19 protein-coding genes are annotated in these 19,470 nt (G+C 69.3%); 15 read left to right on the forward strand and 4 right to left on the reverse strand.

Features of this window, described 5'->3' with window-relative positions; translation table 11 throughout:
* Nucleotides 1-40 precede the first annotated feature (40 nt).
* From ACWF0M_RS24190 to ACWF0M_RS24250, 13 genes are all read left to right on the forward strand, one after another.
* Complete coding sequence (locus ACWF0M_RS24190) at nt 41-460, forward strand: hypothetical protein (protein ID WP_452237967.1); 420 nt, start codon at nt 41-43, stop codon at nt 458-460.
* 14 nt (nt 461-474) lie between these two features.
* A complete protein-coding gene (locus ACWF0M_RS24195) occupies nt 475-1,266 on the forward strand; it encodes a thymidylate synthase (protein WP_452237968.1) in 792 nt (263 codons plus the stop codon).
* Nucleotides 1,263-1,718 (forward strand): dihydrofolate reductase, encoded by a 456-nt coding sequence (locus ACWF0M_RS24200; protein ID WP_452237969.1) that lies wholly within the window; start codon nt 1,263-1,265, stop codon nt 1,716-1,718. The genes ACWF0M_RS24195 and ACWF0M_RS24200 overlap by 4 nt, the downstream gene beginning before the upstream one ends.
* A gap of 98 nt (nt 1,719-1,816) precedes the next feature.
* Nucleotides 1,817-3,067 carry a toxic anion resistance protein gene (locus tag ACWF0M_RS24205; protein ID WP_452237970.1) on the forward strand — a complete coding sequence of 417 codons (1,251 nt, stop codon included), beginning with the start codon at nt 1,817-1,819 and terminating at the stop codon, nt 3,065-3,067.
* A gap of 40 nt (nt 3,068-3,107) precedes the next feature.
* The gene (locus tag ACWF0M_RS24210) at nt 3,108-3,689 is read left to right on the forward strand and encodes a hypothetical protein (protein WP_452237971.1); all 582 of its coding nucleotides are present in this window, start codon (nt 3,108-3,110) and stop codon (nt 3,687-3,689) included.
* Entirely contained in the window at nt 3,686-5,071 is a 1,386-nt protein-coding gene (locus ACWF0M_RS24215; RefSeq protein ID WP_452237972.1) for an AAA family ATPase, read from the forward strand. The genes ACWF0M_RS24210 and ACWF0M_RS24215 overlap by 4 nt, the downstream gene beginning before the upstream one ends.
* On the forward strand, nt 5,068-6,387 hold the full coding sequence (locus ACWF0M_RS24220) for a hypothetical protein (protein WP_452237973.1): 1,320 nt from the start codon (nt 5,068-5,070) through the stop codon (nt 6,385-6,387). Before ACWF0M_RS24215 ends, ACWF0M_RS24220 begins: the two co-directional genes overlap by 4 nt.
* Complete coding sequence (locus ACWF0M_RS24225; RefSeq protein WP_452237974.1) at nt 6,384-7,379, forward strand: glutamate ABC transporter substrate-binding protein; 996 nt, start codon at nt 6,384-6,386, stop codon at nt 7,377-7,379. Before ACWF0M_RS24220 ends, ACWF0M_RS24225 begins: the two co-directional genes overlap by 4 nt.
* Before the next feature lie 44 nt (nt 7,380-7,423).
* Entirely contained in the window at nt 7,424-8,491 is a 1,068-nt protein-coding gene (locus ACWF0M_RS24230; RefSeq protein ID WP_452237975.1) for a hypothetical protein, read from the forward strand.
* Entirely contained in the window at nt 8,488-10,830 is a 2,343-nt protein-coding gene (locus tag ACWF0M_RS24235; RefSeq protein WP_452237976.1) for a tetratricopeptide repeat protein, read from the forward strand. The genes ACWF0M_RS24230 and ACWF0M_RS24235 overlap by 4 nt, the downstream gene beginning before the upstream one ends.
* Nucleotides 10,815-11,888: a PP2C family protein-serine/threonine phosphatase gene (locus tag ACWF0M_RS24240; protein ID WP_452237977.1), complete on the forward strand. Its 1,074-nt coding sequence runs from the start codon at nt 10,815-10,817 to the stop codon at nt 11,886-11,888. Before ACWF0M_RS24235 ends, ACWF0M_RS24240 begins: the two co-directional genes overlap by 16 nt.
* Before the next feature lie 16 nt (nt 11,889-11,904).
* Nucleotides 11,905-13,182 (forward strand): VWA domain-containing protein, encoded by a 1,278-nt coding sequence (locus tag ACWF0M_RS24245; protein ID WP_452237978.1) that lies wholly within the window; start codon nt 11,905-11,907, stop codon nt 13,180-13,182.
* Between the two features lie 188 nt (nt 13,183-13,370).
* Entirely contained in the window at nt 13,371-13,922 is a 552-nt protein-coding gene (locus ACWF0M_RS24250) for an FHA domain-containing protein (protein ID WP_452237979.1), read from the forward strand.
* A gap of 2 nt (nt 13,923-13,924) precedes the next feature.
* Here ACWF0M_RS24250 and ACWF0M_RS24255 read toward each other — a convergent pair whose 3' ends face one another.
* Nucleotides 13,925-14,386, reverse strand: coding sequence for a hypothetical protein (locus ACWF0M_RS24255; RefSeq protein ID WP_452237980.1), 462 nt, complete (start codon nt 14,384-14,386; stop codon nt 13,925-13,927).
* A gap of 76 nt (nt 14,387-14,462) precedes the next feature.
* Nucleotides 14,463-15,395: a GNAT family N-acetyltransferase gene (locus ACWF0M_RS24260; RefSeq protein WP_452237981.1), complete on the reverse strand. Its 933-nt coding sequence runs from the start codon at nt 15,393-15,395 to the stop codon at nt 14,463-14,465.
* A gap of 215 nt (nt 15,396-15,610) precedes the next feature.
* On the opposite strand from ACWF0M_RS24260, the gene ACWF0M_RS24265 reads away from it, so the two are divergent.
* Both ACWF0M_RS24265 and ACWF0M_RS24270 read left to right on the forward strand, forming a co-directional pair.
* Nucleotides 15,611-16,054: a ribonuclease domain-containing protein gene (locus tag ACWF0M_RS24265; protein ID WP_452237982.1), complete on the forward strand. Its 444-nt coding sequence runs from the start codon at nt 15,611-15,613 to the stop codon at nt 16,052-16,054.
* Between the two features lie 54 nt (nt 16,055-16,108).
* Nucleotides 16,109-17,059, forward strand: coding sequence for a glycoside hydrolase family 6 protein (locus ACWF0M_RS24270; protein ID WP_452237983.1), 951 nt, complete (start codon nt 16,109-16,111; stop codon nt 17,057-17,059).
* A 216-nt stretch (nt 17,060-17,275) separates the two neighbouring features.
* On the opposite strand, the gene groL is transcribed toward ACWF0M_RS24270, so the two are convergent.
* Entirely contained in the window at nt 17,276-18,901 is a 1,626-nt protein-coding gene (groL, locus tag ACWF0M_RS24275; RefSeq protein WP_452237984.1) for a chaperonin GroEL, read from the reverse strand.
* 217 nt (nt 18,902-19,118) lie between these two features.
* Nucleotides 19,119-19,454, reverse strand: coding sequence for an MmcQ/YjbR family DNA-binding protein (locus ACWF0M_RS24280; RefSeq protein WP_452237985.1), 336 nt, complete (start codon nt 19,452-19,454; stop codon nt 19,119-19,121).
* Between the last annotated feature and the right edge of the window lie 16 nt (nt 19,455-19,470).

The following is a 19,470-nucleotide window of genomic DNA, read 5'->3' on the forward strand; positions in this document are numbered from 1 at the left end:
ATCCTGCGCGAGGACGGGCGGAATCGGCTGCACAACCTCGGTGCGACGCCCGTCGAGCGGGCCGCCCTCGACCCACTGCTCCGCCGCAAAGCAGTCCTCGACGCGACCGGCGTCGGCGACTCGGGTCGACCAGCAGCGCTCGTACGACGAGTTGGTGACGACTGTGCGGCGTACGACGACGGAGCTGGCCAATGGCGCGTGGGACGCGGTCGGACCGGACGGAGACGTGCTGCCCCGGATGACCTGGCGTCGGCGGCTCGCCCGGTTCTACCCGCCTGTGGTCCTCGGACTGGCCGCCCTGCTCGCCGGGGCGCTTCCAGGGATCGAGTCGTCCGATCTGGTCACGGTCAGGCTGAGCTTGCTGATTCCGGCAGCGCTCAGTCTGCTCCCGGTCGGGCACTTCGGTCAGAGCACGTTGAGCGACGCGTTCCGAGATGCGGTGGGGAAGATCAAGAGCTGAGGTAGCGTGGCGGCATGCGGCAGTACCTGGATCTTCTTCGGCATGTGCTGGACAACGGGGCGGAGAAGGGCGACCGGACCGGGACGGGCACGTTGAGCGTGTTCGGGTACCAGTCGCGGTACGACCTGCGGGACGGGTTCCCCGCGGTGACGACGAAGAAGCTGCATCTGCGGTCGGTGATCGGCGAGCTGATCTGGTTCCTCAGCGGCTCGACCAACATCAAGTGGCTGCACGAGAACAACATCTCGATCTGGGACGAGTGGGCCGACGCCGACGGCGAACTCGGTCCGGTGTACGGCTACCAGTGGCGGTCCTGGCCGACGCCCGACGGGCGGCACGTGGACCAGATCGCCAACCTGATCGCGTCGATCAAGAAGAACCCGGACTCCCGCCGGCACATCGTGAACGCGTGGAACGTCGCCGACGTGGACGACATGGCGTTGCCGCCGTGTCACACCATGTTCCAGTTCTACGTCGCGGACGGCCGGCTGTCCTGCCAGCTGTACCAACGGTCGGCCGACATCTTCCTGGGCGTGCCGTTCAACATCGCGTCGTACGCGCTCCTCACCCACATGGTCGCGCAGCAGACCGGGCTCGAGGTCGGCGACTTCGTGCACACCCTCGGCGACGCGCACCTGTACCTGAACCACCTGGACCAGGCCCGCCTGCAGCTCACCCGCGAGCCGCGGCCGCTGCCGACGCTGCAGCTCGCGCAGCGCGACTCGATCGACGGCTACGAGATCGCCGACGTCGAGCTGATCGGCTACGACCCGCATCCGGGGATCAAGGCGCCCATCGCCGTATGAGCATCATCCTGATCGCCGCGGTCGGACGGAACGGTGTGATCGGGCGGGACAACGACCTGCCCTGGCGGATCCGCGAGGACCTGCAACGGTTCAAGCAGCTCACCCTCGGCCACACCCTCGTGATGGGCCGCAAGACCTACGACTCGATCGGCCGCCCGCTCCCAGGCCGCCGTACCGTCGTCGTCACCCGGCAACCCGACTGGTCCGCGGCCGGCGTCGACGTCACGCACTCGGTCGAAGAAGCCTTGAAGTACGACGGCACGCTGTACGTCGCCGGCGGCGGCGAGATCTACCGCCAGGCCCTCCCGTACGCCGACGCACTCGAACTCACCGAGGTCAACCAGTCCCCCGACGGCGACGTGACGTTCCCGGCCGTCGACCCCAGCACCTGGATCGAGACTGCCCGCGAAGCCCACGACGGCTTCTCCTTCGTTAGCTATCGCCGCAGCTAACAACGAGTAGGCAACGGGCTGCCCGTGGGGACCCGGAACCGACTAGATTGGGCGCGCGTCACGGAGGTATCCAGGGGCACCTCTCGGAGGGGAACACGATGACTGAAGCCGACAACACCGCTGCTCAGGCTGCTGCTGCGGCTCCGTTGCAGCCGCCGACGGCGACCGCGCCGGGACTGATACTGACTGCGCCGCCGCCGTCACAGCCGGTGGCCGAGACCGCGGCGCCGAGTATGGCTCCGGCTGTCGACCCGGCCGCGTTGCCGGGGCTGGACACCAAGGTGGACACCTTCCTGACCGCGCTGATGGCGGTCGAGCCGCGCTCGCCGGAGTTCGCGTCGAAGGCCAGTGACGTGCGCAGCATGGGCGACCTCGACATCCGCGCCGCCGCCGAGAGCTCGAACCGGCTGCTCCAGTCGCCGGTGCGGGCGCTGCAGGAAGGCGGCCTGTCGGAGGGTTCGACCGTCGGCAAGACGCTGCTCGAACTGCGCCGTACGGTCGAGGACCTGGACCCGAAGGAAGCCACCGGGGTCAAGAAGCTCCTCGGGATGATCCCGTTCGGGGACAAGATCGAGGACTACTTCCGCAAGTACCAGACCGCGCAGAGCCACCTCGAGGGCATCCTGCACGCCCTGCGCAACGGCCAGGACGAGCTCGGCAAGGACAACGCCGCGTTGAACCTGGAGAAGCAGCAGCTCTGGGACGCGATGACGCGGCTGAACCAGTACGTGTACGTCGCGGAGCGCCTCGACGCGCGACTGTCCGCGGCGATCGCGGAGCTGGAGGTGACCAACCCGGACAAGGCGAAGGCGTTCCGTGAGGACGTGCTGTTCTACGTCCGGCAGAAGCACCAGGACCTGCTCACCCAGCTGGCCGTGTCGATCCAGAACTACCTGGCCATCGACATCGTGATCAAGAACAACATCGAGCTGATCAAGGGCGTCGACCGGGCGTCCACGACCACGGTCTCGGCGCTGCGTACGGCGGTCATCGTCGCGCAGGCGCTCGGCAACCAGAAGCTCGTGCTGGACCAGATCACCGCGCTGAACACCACGACCAGCGGCATGATCGAGCGGACCTCGGAGATGCTGCGGGACAACTCGGTCGCGATCCAGCAGCAGGCCGCGTCGGCGACGATCGGGCTGCCGCAGCTGCAGGCCGCGTTCGCCAACATCTACGCGACCATGGACGCGATCGACACGTTCAAGGTCGAGGCGCTGGACAACATGGCCGCGACGATCGGCACGCTGGAGACCGAGGTGACCAAGTCCCGGACGTACCTGGACCGGGTCTCCCAGCAGAACCAGCAGGTCGTCCACGGCAGCCTCGACCTGAACCTCGGTCGCTGATCACACCACCATCATCTGACAGCGAGAGACGGGGGACTGCATGGCGCTCGGCGACTTCTTTGCGCGGCTGACCGGTCGCAAGGAGGAGCCCGAGCCTGCCCCGATCCCCCGGCCGCCGACGAACGACGACCTGCTGGCGGCGCTGGTCCGCGTCGAGCAGCTGGTCGCGGGCGGCGCCGTACCGGCCGTCGTCGCGTCGCGGGTCGCCCGGGTGGTTCGCGTCGTACGGGAGACCATCCCGCGGCTCGGGAACCTGGGCGGCAGCGTGCAGGCGTACTCCGTGATGGCGACGGCGACCGACTACCTGCCGGAGGCCATCGGCGGGTACCTGCGGCTGCCGCGGCAGTGGGCCGACACGCGTCCGGTGGACCGTGGCAAGACGTCGCTGATGATCCTGATCGACCAGTTGGACCTCTTGGCCGCCACGATGGACAAGGTCTTCGACGCGGTGAACCGGGCCGACGCGGCAGCGCTGATCGCCCACGGCAGGTTCCTGCAGGAGAAGTTCGGCACCGGCTCCACCGGCGGAGGATTGGCGCTCGGCCCGACCGAGTCGACCCCGCCGCCCGATATGGGACCGGCGGGACCACTGGCACCACCACCTGGACGAGGAGGGTCATGAGCGGCGCGGGGGGAAAGTCTCTGCAGCAGGCGTTGTCCGAGCTGCTCGTGGTCGCCGGCCGCGCCGGTGTCGCGGACGATCGAGCCAGGTCGGAGGCCCTGGCGCTGGCCGCCGCACTGGCCGAGTCCGCACCTGGTGCACCGGCCGACTGGGGCAAGGTCTTCGAGGGGGCGACGGTGCAGGACTTCTTCGACGCCGCCGTCCGCGGACGACGTTGGCGCGGTGCCCCGACGGCTGTACTGACCGAGCTGATCGCCAACGGTTCGACCGAGAAGGCGGCGTACGCCGAAGCGCTGGCGGAGGTGGCGTCCGCGGCCTGCACGTTGGGCGAACCCACGATGCGAGTCGTCGGCAACGCGTCCGTGGCAGCAGCTGCACAGCTGCAGGCGGCAGGCGCCCGCCCGCTGCAGGTTGCATCAACCCCGCCACCGACGCCCCAGGAAGCACCGCAAGAAGAAGCCGCAGTGCAAGAGCCGGCCAAGACGGTTGAGGAGTTGCTGGCGGAGCTGGACGAGCTGACCGGGCTGGCTCGGGTCAAGCGGGAGGTGCACCGGCAGGTCGCCGTACTGCGGGTTGAGAAGTTGCGGACCGAGGCGGGTCTGAAGAGCCCGACGATCACTCGGCACCTGGTGTTCGTGGGCAATCCGGGCACCGGGAAGACGACCGTCGCGCGGCTGGTGAGCGGGATCTACAAGGCGCTCGGCCTGCTGTCGAAGGGACAACTGGTCGAGGTCGACCGCTCCGAGCTCGTCGCCGGGTATCTCGGGCAGACCGCGACGAAGACCGCCGAGGTGGTCGCCTCCGCGGCGGGCGGCGTGCTGTTCATCGACGAGGCATACAGCCTGACCGCGGGTGACCTGGGCGCCGACCAGTACGGGCGGGAAGCCGTCGACACGCTGGTCAAGGAGATGGAGGACCGGCGCGACGACCTGGTCGTGATCGTCGCCGGGTACCCGGAGCCGATGGAGGCGTTCATCTCCGCGAACCCCGGGCTGGCCAGCCGGTTCCGGACCACGATCGAGTTCGAGAACTACAGCGACGATGAGCTCACCGACATTCTCACCGGGCTCGCCGAGGCCGCGGACTACGAGCTGGTCCCGGAGGCGGTGGACAAGTTCCACGAGGAGCTCGCGACGACCCCGCGGGACAGCTCGTTCGGCAACGGACGGTTCGCGCGCAACGTGCTGGAGGCCGCGATCGGACGGCAGGCCTGGCGACTGCGCGACGTACCGGCACCCACGACGACCCAGCTGCGTCAGATCCTCGCCGAAGACCTGACTGACGACCCATCCGACTCGCTTACGTCCGAAGAACCGGCGGGACGTGTCGCCGCTTCTTCGGACGTAAGCGAGCAGGCTGACGAGCAAGGAGAAGAGGCGTGACCCAGACGCAGAGTGCGCCGCCCGCGACCGTGTCGCCGGCCCCGGCGCCTGGTACGACGCTGCAGGCGCGGACCGCCGGTCCACGCGGCGCCGTCGCGCAGTGGTTCGAGGGTACGCCGGGCCGGATGCGCGCGTTCCTGATCCTGGCCGCCGCGATGAGCGTCGTGTTCGGTCTCGCCGCCGCGCAGGGCTTCAGCCAGTCCGACGGCGCTCTCGACCGGGCGCAGGCGAACACCGCGCAACTGGTCCGCATCCAGGCGATCCACACCAACCTGGTCAGCGCCAACGCCGACGCCACCAACGCGTTCCTGGTCGGCGGTCTCGAGCCGCCGGAGCAGCGCGCGCACTTCGTGAACTCGCTGGCCGCGGCCGCTGGGCTCATCGCCGAGGCCGCGACCGCGCAGCCCGCGGACCGCGACGTGCTCGGCGCGCTGAACAAGACGCTGATCACGTACGGCGGCCTGATCGAGCAGGCCCGCGCCAACAACCGCCAGGGTCTCCCGATCGGTTCGCAGTACCTGAAGGACGCGAACTCGGTGCTGCAGGACGACTCGCTGCCGCTGGTGAAGGCACTGGTCGAGGCGAACGAGAAGCGCGTCGACACCGAGTTCGACGGGATCGGCCAGGGCACCATCTGGGTCCTCGTCGGCGGTCTGCTGAGCCTGGTGGTCTTCGCGATCACGCTGCGCTGGCTGGCCCGCCGTACGCACCGCTATCTCAACGTCCCGATCGCCGCCGGCGCCGTCCTCGTCCTGCTGACCACAGTCATCGGCGGAGTCGCCCTCGCCGGCGCGTCGAGCTCCGCGAAGGACACGCGCAGTTCCGAGTACGAGCGGACCCTGGCGCTGTCCCGCGCCCGGATCGCGGCGTACGACGCCCGCTCGAACGAGAGCCTGACGCTGATCGCCCGCGGCTCCGGCGACGCGTTCGACAAGGCGTACAACACGGCGGCCGCCCAGGTGGACGAGCAACTGGGCAAGGTCGGCGGCAACGGCGGCAATCTCCAGCAGCTGTGGACCGCCTACAAGACGGTCCACGCCAAGGTGCGGAAGACCGACGGCACGGACGGCAACTGGGACGGCGCCGTCGCGATGGCCGTCGGCAAGGACAAGGCCAACAACTCGGTCGACACCTTCAGCGCGTTCGACTCCTCGTCCAACCAGCAGCTGACCCAGACGAGTACCGCGGTGCAGAGCGAACTGAAGGATGCACGCGACGGGCTCCCGCCGATCGGCTGGCTCGGCGTACCGATCGGCATCCTGGCCGCACTACTGGTCGCCTGGGGCATGTCGCAGCGTCTGGAGGAGTACCGATGAAGAAACTGATCCCACTAGCCGCCGCCACCGCCCTACTCCTCACCGCCTGCGGCAACGGCAACTACACCGCCACCCAGATCCCGCCGGTGCCGTCGCCGTCGGTCGCCGCGCCGGCCACGCCTGCGCCGCAGGACTGCAAGGGCATCGATCCACTCGCGTCGTACAAGCCGGACGGTCCGTTGCCGGATCCGACGGGCCCGATGCCGGCCGGCACCTTGATGGAGACCATCAAGAAGCGCGGCCGCCTGATCGCCGGTGTGTCCGCCGACAGCTTCAACCTCGGCTACCGGGACCCGATCACCGGTCGGATCCAAGGCTTCGACATCGACATGATCTACGCGGTCGCGGACGCGATCTTCGGCAAGCCTGCGGTCGGCGAGCCGCACAAGGTCGAGTTGCGGGTGATTTCCAGCCCGGCCCGGATCCCGTCGCTGCGCGACACCAAGAACCCGGTCGACATCGTCGCCCGGAACATGACGATCAACTGTTCCCGCTGGGAACAGATCGCGTTCTCCGCCGAGTACTACCGCTCAGGCCAGAAGACGCTGGTTCAGCTCGACTCGAAGGCCACCAGGGTCGAGGATCTGAACGGCCAGACGATCTGTGCTCCGGCCGGCTCGACCAGCCTGGAGAACCTGAAGAAGCAGAACCCGAAGGTCATTCCCGTCACGGCCGATACCGACACCGGGTGCCTGACGCTGTTCCAGCAGGGCAAGGCGGACGGGATCAGCGGCGACGACACCGTGCTGGCCGGTGACGTCGCTCAGGACCCGTACGCGAAGGTGCTCCCGCAGCGGTTCAGCGAGGAGCCGTACGGTCTGGGCATCTCACTGCTGCACCCGGAGTTCGTGAAGTTCGTGAACGGAGTGCTCGAGCAGATCAAGATCGACGGCTACTGGAAGACGTCGTACGACAGGTGGTTGATGCCGGCGCTGGGTAAGGCGCCGGTGCCGCCGGTAGCCGTCTACGGCCGACCAGTGCCGCCGAAATGACAGTTCGTACGCCGATTGTCTCGGCGCCTCCGCCGCCGGGGAGGATGGGGAGCAGTGTTCCTGCTGGGGAGCTGCTTTCGTTTCTCGGTGCGCTTGGGGAGTGGCGGGATCGGCGGAAGGCGGAGCTGGACGAGCTGGATCAGGCGGCGCTGCACTCGCCCGACGGGGACGCGCTCAGTGCTGACATCGTGCTCAGTATGACGGTGTGGAAGGCGGTCTCGGACCGGTACGAGTTGATCCTCGTCACCTGGGACTCGGGTCGCGTGGGGCAAACGGAGACCGAGCGGATCTCCACGCTGATCTGGGGCGGTCTCGACGCCGGCGGCGCGGGCGGTTCGCTCGCAGTTTCGTTGCCCGAGGCGTGCAAACTGTCGGACGCGCTGGCGTCCAGCCTGCGGGCGAAACTGATGCTCCAGCCCGGCGACGCCGACCTCGCCGCCCGGCTGCGGCAGTTGCGGGCGCAGGTGGAGCGGATCAGCGACCTGGTCAAGCAGGAGCCGGCGAACGTCCGCAACGACGCGCTAGCCAAGCACCACGACCTCGACCGCCGGCTGACGGATCTTGCCGAACGCAACAAACGCGGCGCCGACATCGGCGGGCTGATCGGCCCGCTGGACATGGACGCGGCGCGCACAGAGCGGGACCTGATCGTCGGCGCCGCCACCCGCAAGGAACGCGCCGCCGACGTCGCCCGAGCCCGCACCGTACGCAGCGAGCTGGAAGCACAAGGCACGGCTGTGCGCGCGTTGGCGGACAAGGCGGTCGCGACGGTCAGTCCGGCCCCGCGGCTCGCCGTACCGGATGTGACTGCGCTCGGGGCGGTGCCGAACACCCCGGCCGAGCTGGAGAAGTACCTGACCCGGCTGGACGCCGTACGGCGGGCGCTCGGTCAGGCGCAGGCGGCGTACGGCTCGGCCCTGCAACGACGTGACGAGCTGACCCAACTGCTGGACGCGTATCAGGTGAAGGCGGCAAGTGTTGCCCCGGGCAACGAAGATCTCGCCGAGCTGTACCGGCGCGGCCGAGCGGTGATCGAGACCGAGCCGGTGGAACTGGCTCGCCTCGGCGCACTGGTAGCGGCCTACCAGGCCTACCTGGAAGGGACCAAATGACGACCACCACCGCCTGCACCCAGCCGGGCTGTACCGGCTCCATCGTGGACGGGTACTGCGACGTCTGCGGCTCCCCCGCTGCACCTAGTGCGGCTGCCCCGGCTACCGGCGCCTGCACACAGCCGGGCTGCACCGGGACGTACGTCGACGGGTACTGCGACGTGTGCGGCTCGCCCGCGCCAGGCGGCGGCACCGCGACTGCTGCCGAGCCGGACGCGCTCAGCACCGTGTCGACCGTCTCCCGCGCCTCCAACCGACTGGCGTCCACGCCACTCGGCTCTGCCCGCGCGGGACAGGCCGGCTCGAAGCTGACCCGCAAGCTCGGTACGTCGTCCACCCGGCTGCGCGGCGCGCGGCTCGGCGCCGGACTGACCCACGTGCCAACGATCCCCGCGATCGACGCGAGCAAGGCGATCCTGGCGAACCCGATGGTCCCGGAGGACCGCCGGAACTGCCCGAACTGCGGCCACGCGGTCGGCCGCTCCCGCGACGGCCAGCCGGGCCGGACCGAGGGCTTCTGCCCGAACTGCCGGAGCCGGTTCTCGTTCTCGCCGAAGCTGCAGGACGGCGACCTGGTCGGCGGGCAGTACCTGGTCCGCGGCTGCCTGGCGCACGGTGGTTTCGGCTGGATCTACCTGGCCCAGGACCAGAACGTGTCCAACCGCTGGGTCGTCTTGAAGGGCCTGCTGAACTCCGAGGACCCGGACGCGGTCGCGGCAGCGATCGCCGAGCAGCAGTTCCTGGCCCGCGTCGAGCACCCGCTGATCGTCGAGATCTACAACTTCGTCACCCACGACGGCGCCGGCTACATCGTCATGGAGTACGTCGGCGGCACCTCGCTGAAGACCCTGCTCAAGCAGCGGATGGCCGCCAACAACGGTCAGTACGACGCGCTGCCGATCGACCAGGCGATCGCGTACCTGCTGGAGATCCTGCCGGCGTTCTCGTACCTGCACGACCTCGGCCTGGTGTACTGCGACTTCAAGCCGGACAACATCATCCAGGTCGGTGACGCGGTCAAGCTGATCGACCTCGGCGGTGTCCGGCGGATCGACGACCTGGACTCGGCGATCTACGGCACCGTCGGTTTCCAGGCACCCGAGGTCGCCGACGTCGGACCGTCGGTCGCCTCCGACATCTACACGCTCGGCCGGACGCTGTGCGTGCTGGCGATGGAGTTCCGCGGCTACCAGAGCCGGTACGTCGACACGCTGCCGCCGGTGGCCGAGGTACCGCTCTTCCAGAAGTACGACTCGGTGTACCGCCTGCTGGCCAAGGCGTGCGCGCAGGACCCCGCGGACCGCTTCCAGTCCGCCGACGAGTTCCGCGTGCAGCTGCTCGGCGTACTGCGGGAGGTCGTGGCTGACAAGCAAGGCGTCAAGGCGGCCCAGCACTCGGCGTCGTCGCTCCTGTTCGGTACACCGGGCGACAAGTCCGGCGGACTGGGCGAGGCGACCCAGCCGTGGCAGCAGCTGCCGTCGCTGGCACCGGACGACAGCGACAAGATGGCCAGCTGGCTCAAGACGGTCAGCCTGCCGGACCCGGCCAAGCGGCTGGAGCTGCTGGTCGATGCGCCGGAGCAGTCGCCGCAGACGTTGCTGGAGGTCGCGGAGGCTGCGCTGGAGGTCGGACCGGAGCGCTACGACATGGTCGACACCGCAGTGGCCGACCTGCTCAACGAGGACCCGTGGGAGTGGCGTGCGGTCTGGATGGCCGGACTGGTCGCGCTGGCCCGTGGCGACTCGGCAGCCGCGCAGTCCGCGTTCAACGCCGTCTACGGCCAGGTGCCGGGTGAGCTGGCGCCGAAACTGGCCCTGGCGATCGCCTGTGAGCAGAGCGGCGAGTTCGACGTTGCCGAGGGCCTCTACCTGACCTGCGCACGCACGGACGCCAACTACATTGCTCCGTCGGCGTTCGGCCTGGCCAACATCCGGATCTCGCGCAACGACCTGGACGGCGCGCTCACCGCGCTCGACCTGGTGCCGCGGACCAGCGGCGAGTACGTACGGGCGCGTCGCCAGCGAGCCGGTGTGCTGGCAGGATCAGGGCGTGGCCTTCCCGCGCTCGCCCAGGCGATGGACAGCATCGCGACGCTGACCATCGACCCGGTCGACCGGGCCAACCTGGCCGCGAACGTGTTCCGGACCGCGCTCACCGAGGTTCAGCAGTCCGGTCCGCAGGAAGCTCTGCGGATCGACGGACGGGCAGCCACCGAGACCTCCCTGCGGGACGGGCTCGAGGCCACCTACCGGCTGCTGGCCGACCAGGCGCAGACCCGGCCGGAGCGGATCGCCCTGGTCGACCAGGCCAACGAGGTTCGAGGATGGACGTTGCGATGACGAGTACGACCGACACGGTCTGCCCCAGCTGTGGCGGGACGGTGTCCGAGGCGGACCTGTTCTGCGAGGCCTGCGGTGCCGAGCTGAAGCCGGGGACCGCCCCGACCTCACCGGCGCTGGACACCGACACCGAGCCGACCGTGGAGATCGGTGCGGTGCCCGGAGCGGAGGCTGCGGCCATCGGCCCGTGCAGGTCGTGCGGCGGCACTGTCAGCGCGGACGGGTACTGCGAGACCTGCGGCACCAAGGCGGCCAAGCCGCGCGACCACTTCGAGGAGCAGCCCGCTCCGTGGGTGGCCGGGGTGTGCGACCGCGGAATCCGGCACAGCCGGAACGAGGACGCGATGGCCATCGCCGCGGACGCCGAGCCGGGCAGCCGCGCACTACTGGTGGTGTGCGACGGCGTCAGCTCGTCACTCGACTCCGATGTCGCCTCGCTCGCGGCCGCCCGGGCAGCGCTTGAGGTGCTCGAGGCCGGCCACGCGCAGGGCCTCGGCACCGACTCGTCGCGGGCGAGCGCGATCGCGGCGCGGCTCAAGGCGGCGGCCGATGCGGCGAGTGACGCCGTACTCGACAGCACCAGTCCGGACAGCCCGAACCCGGCGTCCTGCACGTTCGTGGCAGCCGTCCTGGAGAACGGGATGCTGGTAGCGGGCAGTGTCGGCGACAGCCGCGCGTACTGGTTCCCGGACACGGACGAGCCAGTCGCTCTGACGGTCGACGACTCCTGGGCGGCCGAGCTGATCGCCACCGGGGTCTCCCGCGAGGAGGCGGAGTCCGGTCCGCACGCGCACGCGATCACGCGCTGGCTCGGCAAGGACGCGCCGGACCACACGCCACGGACCACGACGCTGCAGGTGAGCGGGCCGGGCTGGCTGCTGGTCTGCTCGGACGGCCTCTGGAACTACTGCTCGGAGGCGGCACCGCTGGCCGAGCTCGTACGTCAGACAGCTGCGGACAAGGGTGGCGAGCCGAAGGCCACCGCGTCCGCCCTGGTCGACTGGGCCAACGCCCAGGGCGGCCAGGACAACATCACCGTCGCGCTCGCACGGATTTAAGGAAAGGCTGACCGAGATGGCCGACTTCACCGCCTCCGTTTACCAGAACGAGTTCCTGCCGGACGGCGGGACCGACGTGCACGCCATCGTCACGGTGACCTGCACCGGTGCCGGCGCCGCAGGGCAGTCCGGCAGCGGCGATGCGGGCGAGATCATCATCGTCGACACGTCCGGCTCGATGGGTCGCGACGGTGTCCAGGCGGCCGCGTACGCCGCGCAGACCGCGCTCGACCAGATCCTCGACGGTGTCTGGTTCGCGGTGATCTCCGGCAACGACCGCGCCCAGCTGGCGTTCCCGCCGTCCGCGGAGCCGGTGATGGTCAAGATGGATCCGTACACCCGGCAGGCCGCCAAGGACGCCGTGTCCCGGTTCTACGCCGACGGCGGGACCGCGATGGGCACGTGGCTGCGGCTGGCGTCGAGGGTCTTCGCGACCGTGCCGTCGCTGACCCAGAAGCACGCGATCCTGCTGACCGACGGTGAGAACCAGCACGAGACGCCCGAGGCGCTGACCCAGACGATCCAGGCGGTCACCGGCCAGTTCCAGTGCGACACCCGCGGCGTCGGCGTGGCCTGGCAGGTGGACGAGGTACGCCGGATCGCGCAGGCCCTGCTCGGTACCGTCGACATCATCCCGGCGCCGGACCAGCTGGCCGCCGAGTTCTCCAAGCTGATCCAGAACGCGATGGGACGCGGTGTCGCCCAGGCCGATCTGCGCGTGTGGGCGCCGCAGGGCGCCGAGGTGCTGTTCGTCAGGCAGGTCGCGCCGACAGTCGAGGACCTGACGTCCCGGCGTACGGCGATCAACCCGTTGACCGGGTCGTACCCGACCGGCTCGTGGGGTGACGAGTCCCGCGACTACCACGTGGCGATCCGGCTGGCCGCGAAGGCGGTCGGACAGGAGCAGCTCGCTGCGCGCGTGCAACTGGTGCTGGGCGACGACACGGTTGCGCAGGGCCTGGTGAAGGCGCTGTGGTCCGCGGACGAGGCGCTCACCACCCGGATCAACCCGGAGGTCGCGCACTACACCGGGCAGACCGAGCTGGCGCAGGCGATCCAGGACGGTCTGGCCGCGAAGGCGATCGGCGACACGGCGACCGCGACCACCAAGCTCGGTCGCGCAGTGCAGCTCGCCGCGCAGACCGGCAACGAAGAGGCGACCACGCGGCTGCGGAAGGTTGTCGAGATCGACGACCAGGATACGGGTACGGTGCGGCTGAAGCGGACGGTCGAGAAAGCCGATGAGATGGCGCTCGACACGGCCTCCACCAAGACCACCCGGGTGCGGAAATGACCGTGAACTGTCCTAGCGGACACCCCTCCACCTCCACCGACTACTGCGACGTCTGCGGTCTGCCCATCCCCGCCGGGGCACCCGCTGTGTCGGCGTCGACCACCGCCCCTGGTCCCGACGCCTCCCCCACGGTGCCCGATGCAGCTCCAGCGGGACAGTTGTGCCCGAACTGTTCCGAAGCAGCCGCGGTGGACGCTCTGTTCTGCGAGAACTGCGGCTACGACTTCACCACTGGCACCATGCCGCGAGCAGCCTCGTCACTCGACCTGTCCTCCGGTCCGGCTACAGCGACCCCACCGGCGGCCCCGTCGGCACCGGCCGCACTGGCCGAGTGGGTCGTCGAGCGCTGGGTCGACCCGGACTGGTACGCCGTACAGCAGAGTGACGACCCGTGTCCGTCGCCAGGACTGCCGACGGTGATCCCGCTGACCGAGAAGAGCCTGCTGATCGGCCGGCCGTCGCGTAGCCGCGGGATCTCGCCGGAGATCGACTGCGGCGACGACACCGGCGTCAGCCGCCGGCAGGCCCAGCTGACCACCGACGGCCAGCGCTGGTGGGTGGAGGACCTGCAGTCCTCCAACGGCACGTACGTCGCCTCAGCGGCCGGACCGCTCCCGGAGACGCCGATCATCCCCGGCCAGCGCCAGGAACTGAACTCGGACGACCGTGTCTACGTCGGCGCCTGGACCCGTCTCGTGGTCCGCAAGGCAACCCCGGAAGAGCAGGCCGGCCAGGCCTAGCTCTACGCCTTCGCGCCGGGTTGGGCCTGTTGGGTCCAGCCCGGCGACGGGTTGAAGCACAGCCACTCGATCACGGCCGAGCCGACCACGATCGGGATCGCCCAGGCCCACCACTGGTGCGGCAGGGAGACGACCGCGATCGCGGTCCACAGGGCCACCCAGCCGCCGCCGTACCCGCGGAGCACGCCGCGGTACCAGAGTCCCCCGGGTGCCTCGGCCGCGCGCTGGCCGACGTACACGAACAGGTACGACGCGATCGTGATCGGCCAGAAGAACCAGAGCCGGCCCCAGTCGTACGGGACCATCACGAGCGCGGTCAGGCAGACCAGCGCGATCGCCCAGTGGTATACCTCGCCGGCCCAGTTCAGCCCGCGGCGGCGCAGGGTGAGCACGATCGCCAACGGGCCGAACAGGACCGCGAGCACACCGGCCATGACATGCAGGATCAGTGCGATGTCACGCATCGCCCCGCTCCCCTGAAGCTCTCTGACATGTCAGGGAGCATAGGGATTCGGGGCGTGCGCGTCTGCACTTCGGCGCTCAGTTCTCAGGGAACGCCAGGACCCGGCGTACGGCGAACTTTCGGTACCCCTGGCGCTCGAAACTCTTCGCCATCGGGACGTTGCCGAAGTCGGTGTCGGCCCGGATGTGTTCGGCGCCGGTCTCCGCCAACTGGTGCGTGATCTCGGCCAGCAGGTCGTCGCTCAGCCCGTGCCCGCGGTGCGCCGGCAGGACCCCGAGGTACCCGACGACCGGCCCGCCCGCGTTCGCCGACGGGATCTCGAACCCGACCAGTTCGCCGTCACCGTCGTGCGCCAGCCGCCACCAGTCCCGCTCGCCCGGCATCGACTTGTACATCGCCAGCTCTTCGCGGGCCGCGCCCTCGGCACCGAGCCGCGCGATCTCCCGCGCGGTCGCGGCGTCCAGGCTGCCCTCGCTGACCCGCATGAACACGTCGACGAACGCCTCGTCGTCGGCCGGCTCGAACTTCAGCCGGGTGGACCGCTCCGGCAGCCCGAACGCCGGCTTCCACTCGTAGCGCAGCCGATCGGTGATCCCAGTCAGCCCGACCGCGGCGGCCGCCTGGCTCCGAGCTTGCAGCGCCCCGACGACGTCGGGCTTGTCCTGCCAGTCGCTGTCCAGGAAGAAGTGGTACTCCGGCGGCTCGGCGTCGGCCGGCCGGGACGCGACGGCGTACGTCAGCAGATCGGTCCACACCGGGACCGGGTCGCCCTCACCGGCGTAGTAGAGCCCGTCGATGCTGTACGGGTGGGTCTCGCCCGGGACGCCCCACCAGATCGCCAGGGCCTGGATCGCGCCGTTCTCCTCGACGACCCAGTTCCAGTCGTGCTTGTAGTAGCCGCTGGCAACGTACTCGCGGAAACGTTCGGCGGTGACGGTGTTGACGGACTTCTGCTCGATCAGAGCAAGGATGGTGTCGAGGTCGGCCTCGACGGTGTTGCGGATGGTCACAGATCCTCCAGCAGGAGGCGCGCTGCTCCGCTCAGTGCGAGCTGTACGAGCGGGTCGGGCGCGCCGGGAAACAAGTCAGTGTCTTCATCGGTCGCTCCTTCCGCTCCGGGATCTCTCTCGCCGGGCCAGACTTTAGGGGTACGCCGGGGTCATAGTCCAGCTGTTATTCACAGCTGGGATGTACCGGGGATGCTTCGGCCGGGAAGCCTTCGGGCATGAGAACCCTCATCGCCGCCGTGACCCTGGCGTCCACCGCCGCCTTCGGTTCCACGGCCTACGCCGCCCCAACCCCCTCCACTACCTCGTCGTACGTCGCCTCGTCGTACGTCGCCACTCCGCACGTTGCCGCTCCGCACGTTGCCGCGATCGACACCTGCGCGCTCAGCTCGTTGCCGTCGCAGGCCGCCGACACCCTCGACCTCATCCACTCCGGCGGACCGTTCCCGTACGACCAGGACGGCACCGTCTTCTCCAACCGGGAGGGCATTCTTCCGGCCCAATCCAGCGGGTACTACCACGAGTACACCGTCATCACGCCCGGCTCCCCCGACCGCGGCGCGCGCCGGCTGGTCGGCGGCGGCGCGCTGACCACACCCACACACGTCTACTACACCGGCGACCACTACTCCTCGTTCTGCGAGGTCGACGAGAACAGCTGAGCTGTCTGCGAGTAATGTCGTCGGCACGTTGAGTGATCAGGAGGATCCTTCACGATGCCGACCCCGCGTCCGGTACTTGCCTTCCTTGTGCTGACCGCCGCGCTGCTCGTCTTCGGCCGGCCCGAGTCCGGGCTGGCCGAAGCGACCGGCGATCCGCTGAAGCTCACCACCGGGTTCTACGTCGATCCGGACTCGCCCGCGGCTGCCTACGTACGGCGGCATCCGGAGGACACCGAGCTCGCCTCGAAGATCGCCGCGCAGGCGTCGGCGCGGTGGGTCGGCGCGTGGAGCGGAGACGTGAAGGCGGGCGTCACGGCGTACACGACGGCAGCGGACACTGCGGGAAAGTTGCCGGTACTGGTGACGGACAACCTTCCGGGCCGCCAGTGCGGGATCGGTGGCGGGGCCGCGTCGGACGCGGCGTACCGGACGTGGATCGCGGCGGTGTCGGCCGGGATCGGGACGCGGCCGGCGGTGGTGGTGCTCGAGCCGGACGCTCTGGCGCGGCTCGACTGCTACCCGACGTCGGAGTGGGACGGGCGGATCGCACTGCTGAAGTACGCCGTGGGCGTGTTGGCGGCGAAGAACCCGAACACGTGGACGTACCTCGACGCCGGGAACGTGACGTCCGGTGACGCGAAGGAGATGGCGCGCCGGCTGCGGCTCGCGGACATCGGCAAGGTCCGCGGGTTCGCCCTCAACACCGCGAACTACTTCACCACCGAGCAGTCGGGGGCCCGCGGCACCGAGATCCTGCAGGCGCTGGGCGGCGGCGCCCACTACGTCATCGACACCAGCCGCAACGGCAACGGCTCCGACGGCAGCTCCTGCAACCCACCCGCCCGCAAACTCGGCACGCCCCCGGCGCGCACCCCCGCCCCGGTCGACCTGCACCTCTGGCTCCGCACACCAGGCGAATCCGACGGCCCGTGTGGCCTGACACCAGACCTCCCCACCCGAACCTTCTCCCCGCTCCTCGCCCACCACCTCATCACCGGCACCTGACAGCCAAGAGTCGGGGCACCCCCCGCGCGCCGGGCCCGTTGAACAGGTAATAACCGGTGCACCGCCCCCAGTTCCTGTGCAATCCCCAGACACAAGAGGCCACCGCCCCAGCAGCTGCCGGACTCGCACCCCGCCAGCTGTTGGACTCGCACCCCGCAACACAAAAGGTCCCGGGCGCTAGCCCGGGACCTTTTGGTGTGCTGCTGGACTACTGGATCAGAAGTCCATGCCGCCCATGTCGGGCGCGCCGCCCGGAGCGGCTGCTGCCTTCTCCGGCTTGTCGGCGATGACGGCCTCGGTGGTGAGGAACAGGGCCGCGATGGACGCCGCGTTCTGCAGCGCCGAGCGCGTCACCTTGGCCGGGTCGATGATGCCGACCTTGATCAGGTCCACGTACTCACCGGATGCGGCGTTGAGGCCCCAGCCCGGCTCGAGGTTGCGAACCTTCTCCACCACGACGCCGCCCTCGAGGCCGGCGTTCACGGCGATCTGCTTCAGCGGCGCCTCGACGGCCTTGCGGACGATCTCCGCACCGGTCGCCTCGTCACCCTCGAGGTCCAGCTTCTCGAACGCGATCACCGACGCCTGCAGCAGCGCGACGCCACCACCGGCGACGATGCCCTCCTCGACGGCCGCCTTCGCGTTGCGAACGGCGTCCTCGATGCGGTGCTTGCGCTCCTTCAGCTCGACCTCGGTGGCCGCGCCGACCTTGATGACCGCAACACCGCCGGCCAGCTTGGCCAGACGCTCCTGCAGCTTCTCGCGGTCGTAGTCGGAGTCCGACTTCTCGATCTCGGCGCGGATCTGGTTCACCCGGCCGGTGATCTGGTCCGCGTCGCCCGAGCCCTCGACGATGGTCGTCTCGTCCTTGGTAACGACGATCTTGCGGGCCTGGCCGAGCAGCTCCAGGTCGACGGTGTCGAGCTTGAGGCCGACCTCCTCGGAGATCACCTCGCCGCCGGTGAGGACGGCGATGTCGACCAGCATGGCCTTGCGGCGGTCACCGAAGCCCGGCGCCTTGACGGCGACGGCCTTGAAGGTGCCCTTGATCTTGTTGACGACCAGGGTGGCCAGGGCCTCGCCCTCGACGTCCTCGGCGATGATCGCCAGCGGCTTGCCGGTCTGCATGACCTTCTCCAGCACCGGGACCAGGTCCTTGATGCTGCCGATCTTGCTGTTCACGACCAGGATGTACGGGTCGTCGAGGACGGCCTCCATCCGGTCCGTGTCGGTCACGAAGTACGGCGAGATGTAGCCCTTGTCGAAGCGCATACCCTCGGTGAGCTCGAGCTCGAGGCCGAAGGTGTTGCTCTCCTCGACGGTGATGACACCTTCCTTGCCGACCTTGTCCATCGCCTCGGCGATGATCGAGCCGACCTGGGTGTCCGCGGCCGAGATGGACGCGGTCGCCGCGATCTGCTCGCGGGTCTCGACCGGCTTGGCCAGCGCCAGCAACTGCTCGCTGACGGCCTCGGTCGCCTTCTCGATGCCCTTCTTCAGGCCCATCGGGTTGGCGCCGGCGGCGACGTTGCGCAGCCCCTCGCGGACGAGGGCCTGAGCCAGCACGGTGGCGGTGGTCGTACCGTCACCGGCGACGTCGTCGGTCTTCTTGGCAACTTCCTTGACGAGCTCGGCCCCGATCTTCTCGTACGGGTCCTCGAGCTCGATCTCCTTGGCGATGGAGACGCCGTCGTTCGTGATCGTGGGGGCGCCCCACTTCTTCTCCAGAACGACGTTGCGGCCCTTCGGGCCAAGCGTCACCTTGACGGCGTCGGCGAGGGTGTTCATTCCCCGCTCGAGGCCGCGGCGCGCCTCTTCATCGAAAGCAATCAGCTTGGGCATTCTCCGCGAGTCCTCCCGCGTCGAGTCTTTGTGGTTCAGCCGGCCCGGATGCCCGCGACGGACGGCACCGATCCGCGACGCTCATGTCCCGCCGCGCAACGGCACCTCATCGAGGCCGTCATCTTGCACACTCCAGCGGGCGCGAGCACTTATCACTCTCACCCATGGAGTGCTAACCAAGTATTAGCACTCGACCCAAACGAGTGCAAGCCAGCCCCTAGCTGTCCAGCTGGCCGATGAGGTACTTCGGGGCGGTCAGGCGCCAGGCTTCCGTGACCAGTTCGCGGAGCTCGTCGGAGTCAGCCAGGTCCACCTGGATCAGGATCCAGGCGAAGCGGCCGCCGGCCCAGGAGGGCGTGTAGACCTCCGGGTTCTCGGCGACGAGGGCTTCCTGCTCCTCGCGGAGCGCCTTGAGGTGCAGGCGGGTCTGATCCTCGGACAGGTACGCGAAGCTCTTGTTGCGGACCTTGAAGACCGGCTGCCCCGCCCACCCCTCCTGCTCCTCGGTGCCCGGCAACCCCGCCATCACCTTCACCACCGTCTGCACGTCCATATCCAGCACGCTAGGC

It is taken from the genome of Kribbella sp. NPDC055110, assembly GCF_053607525.1.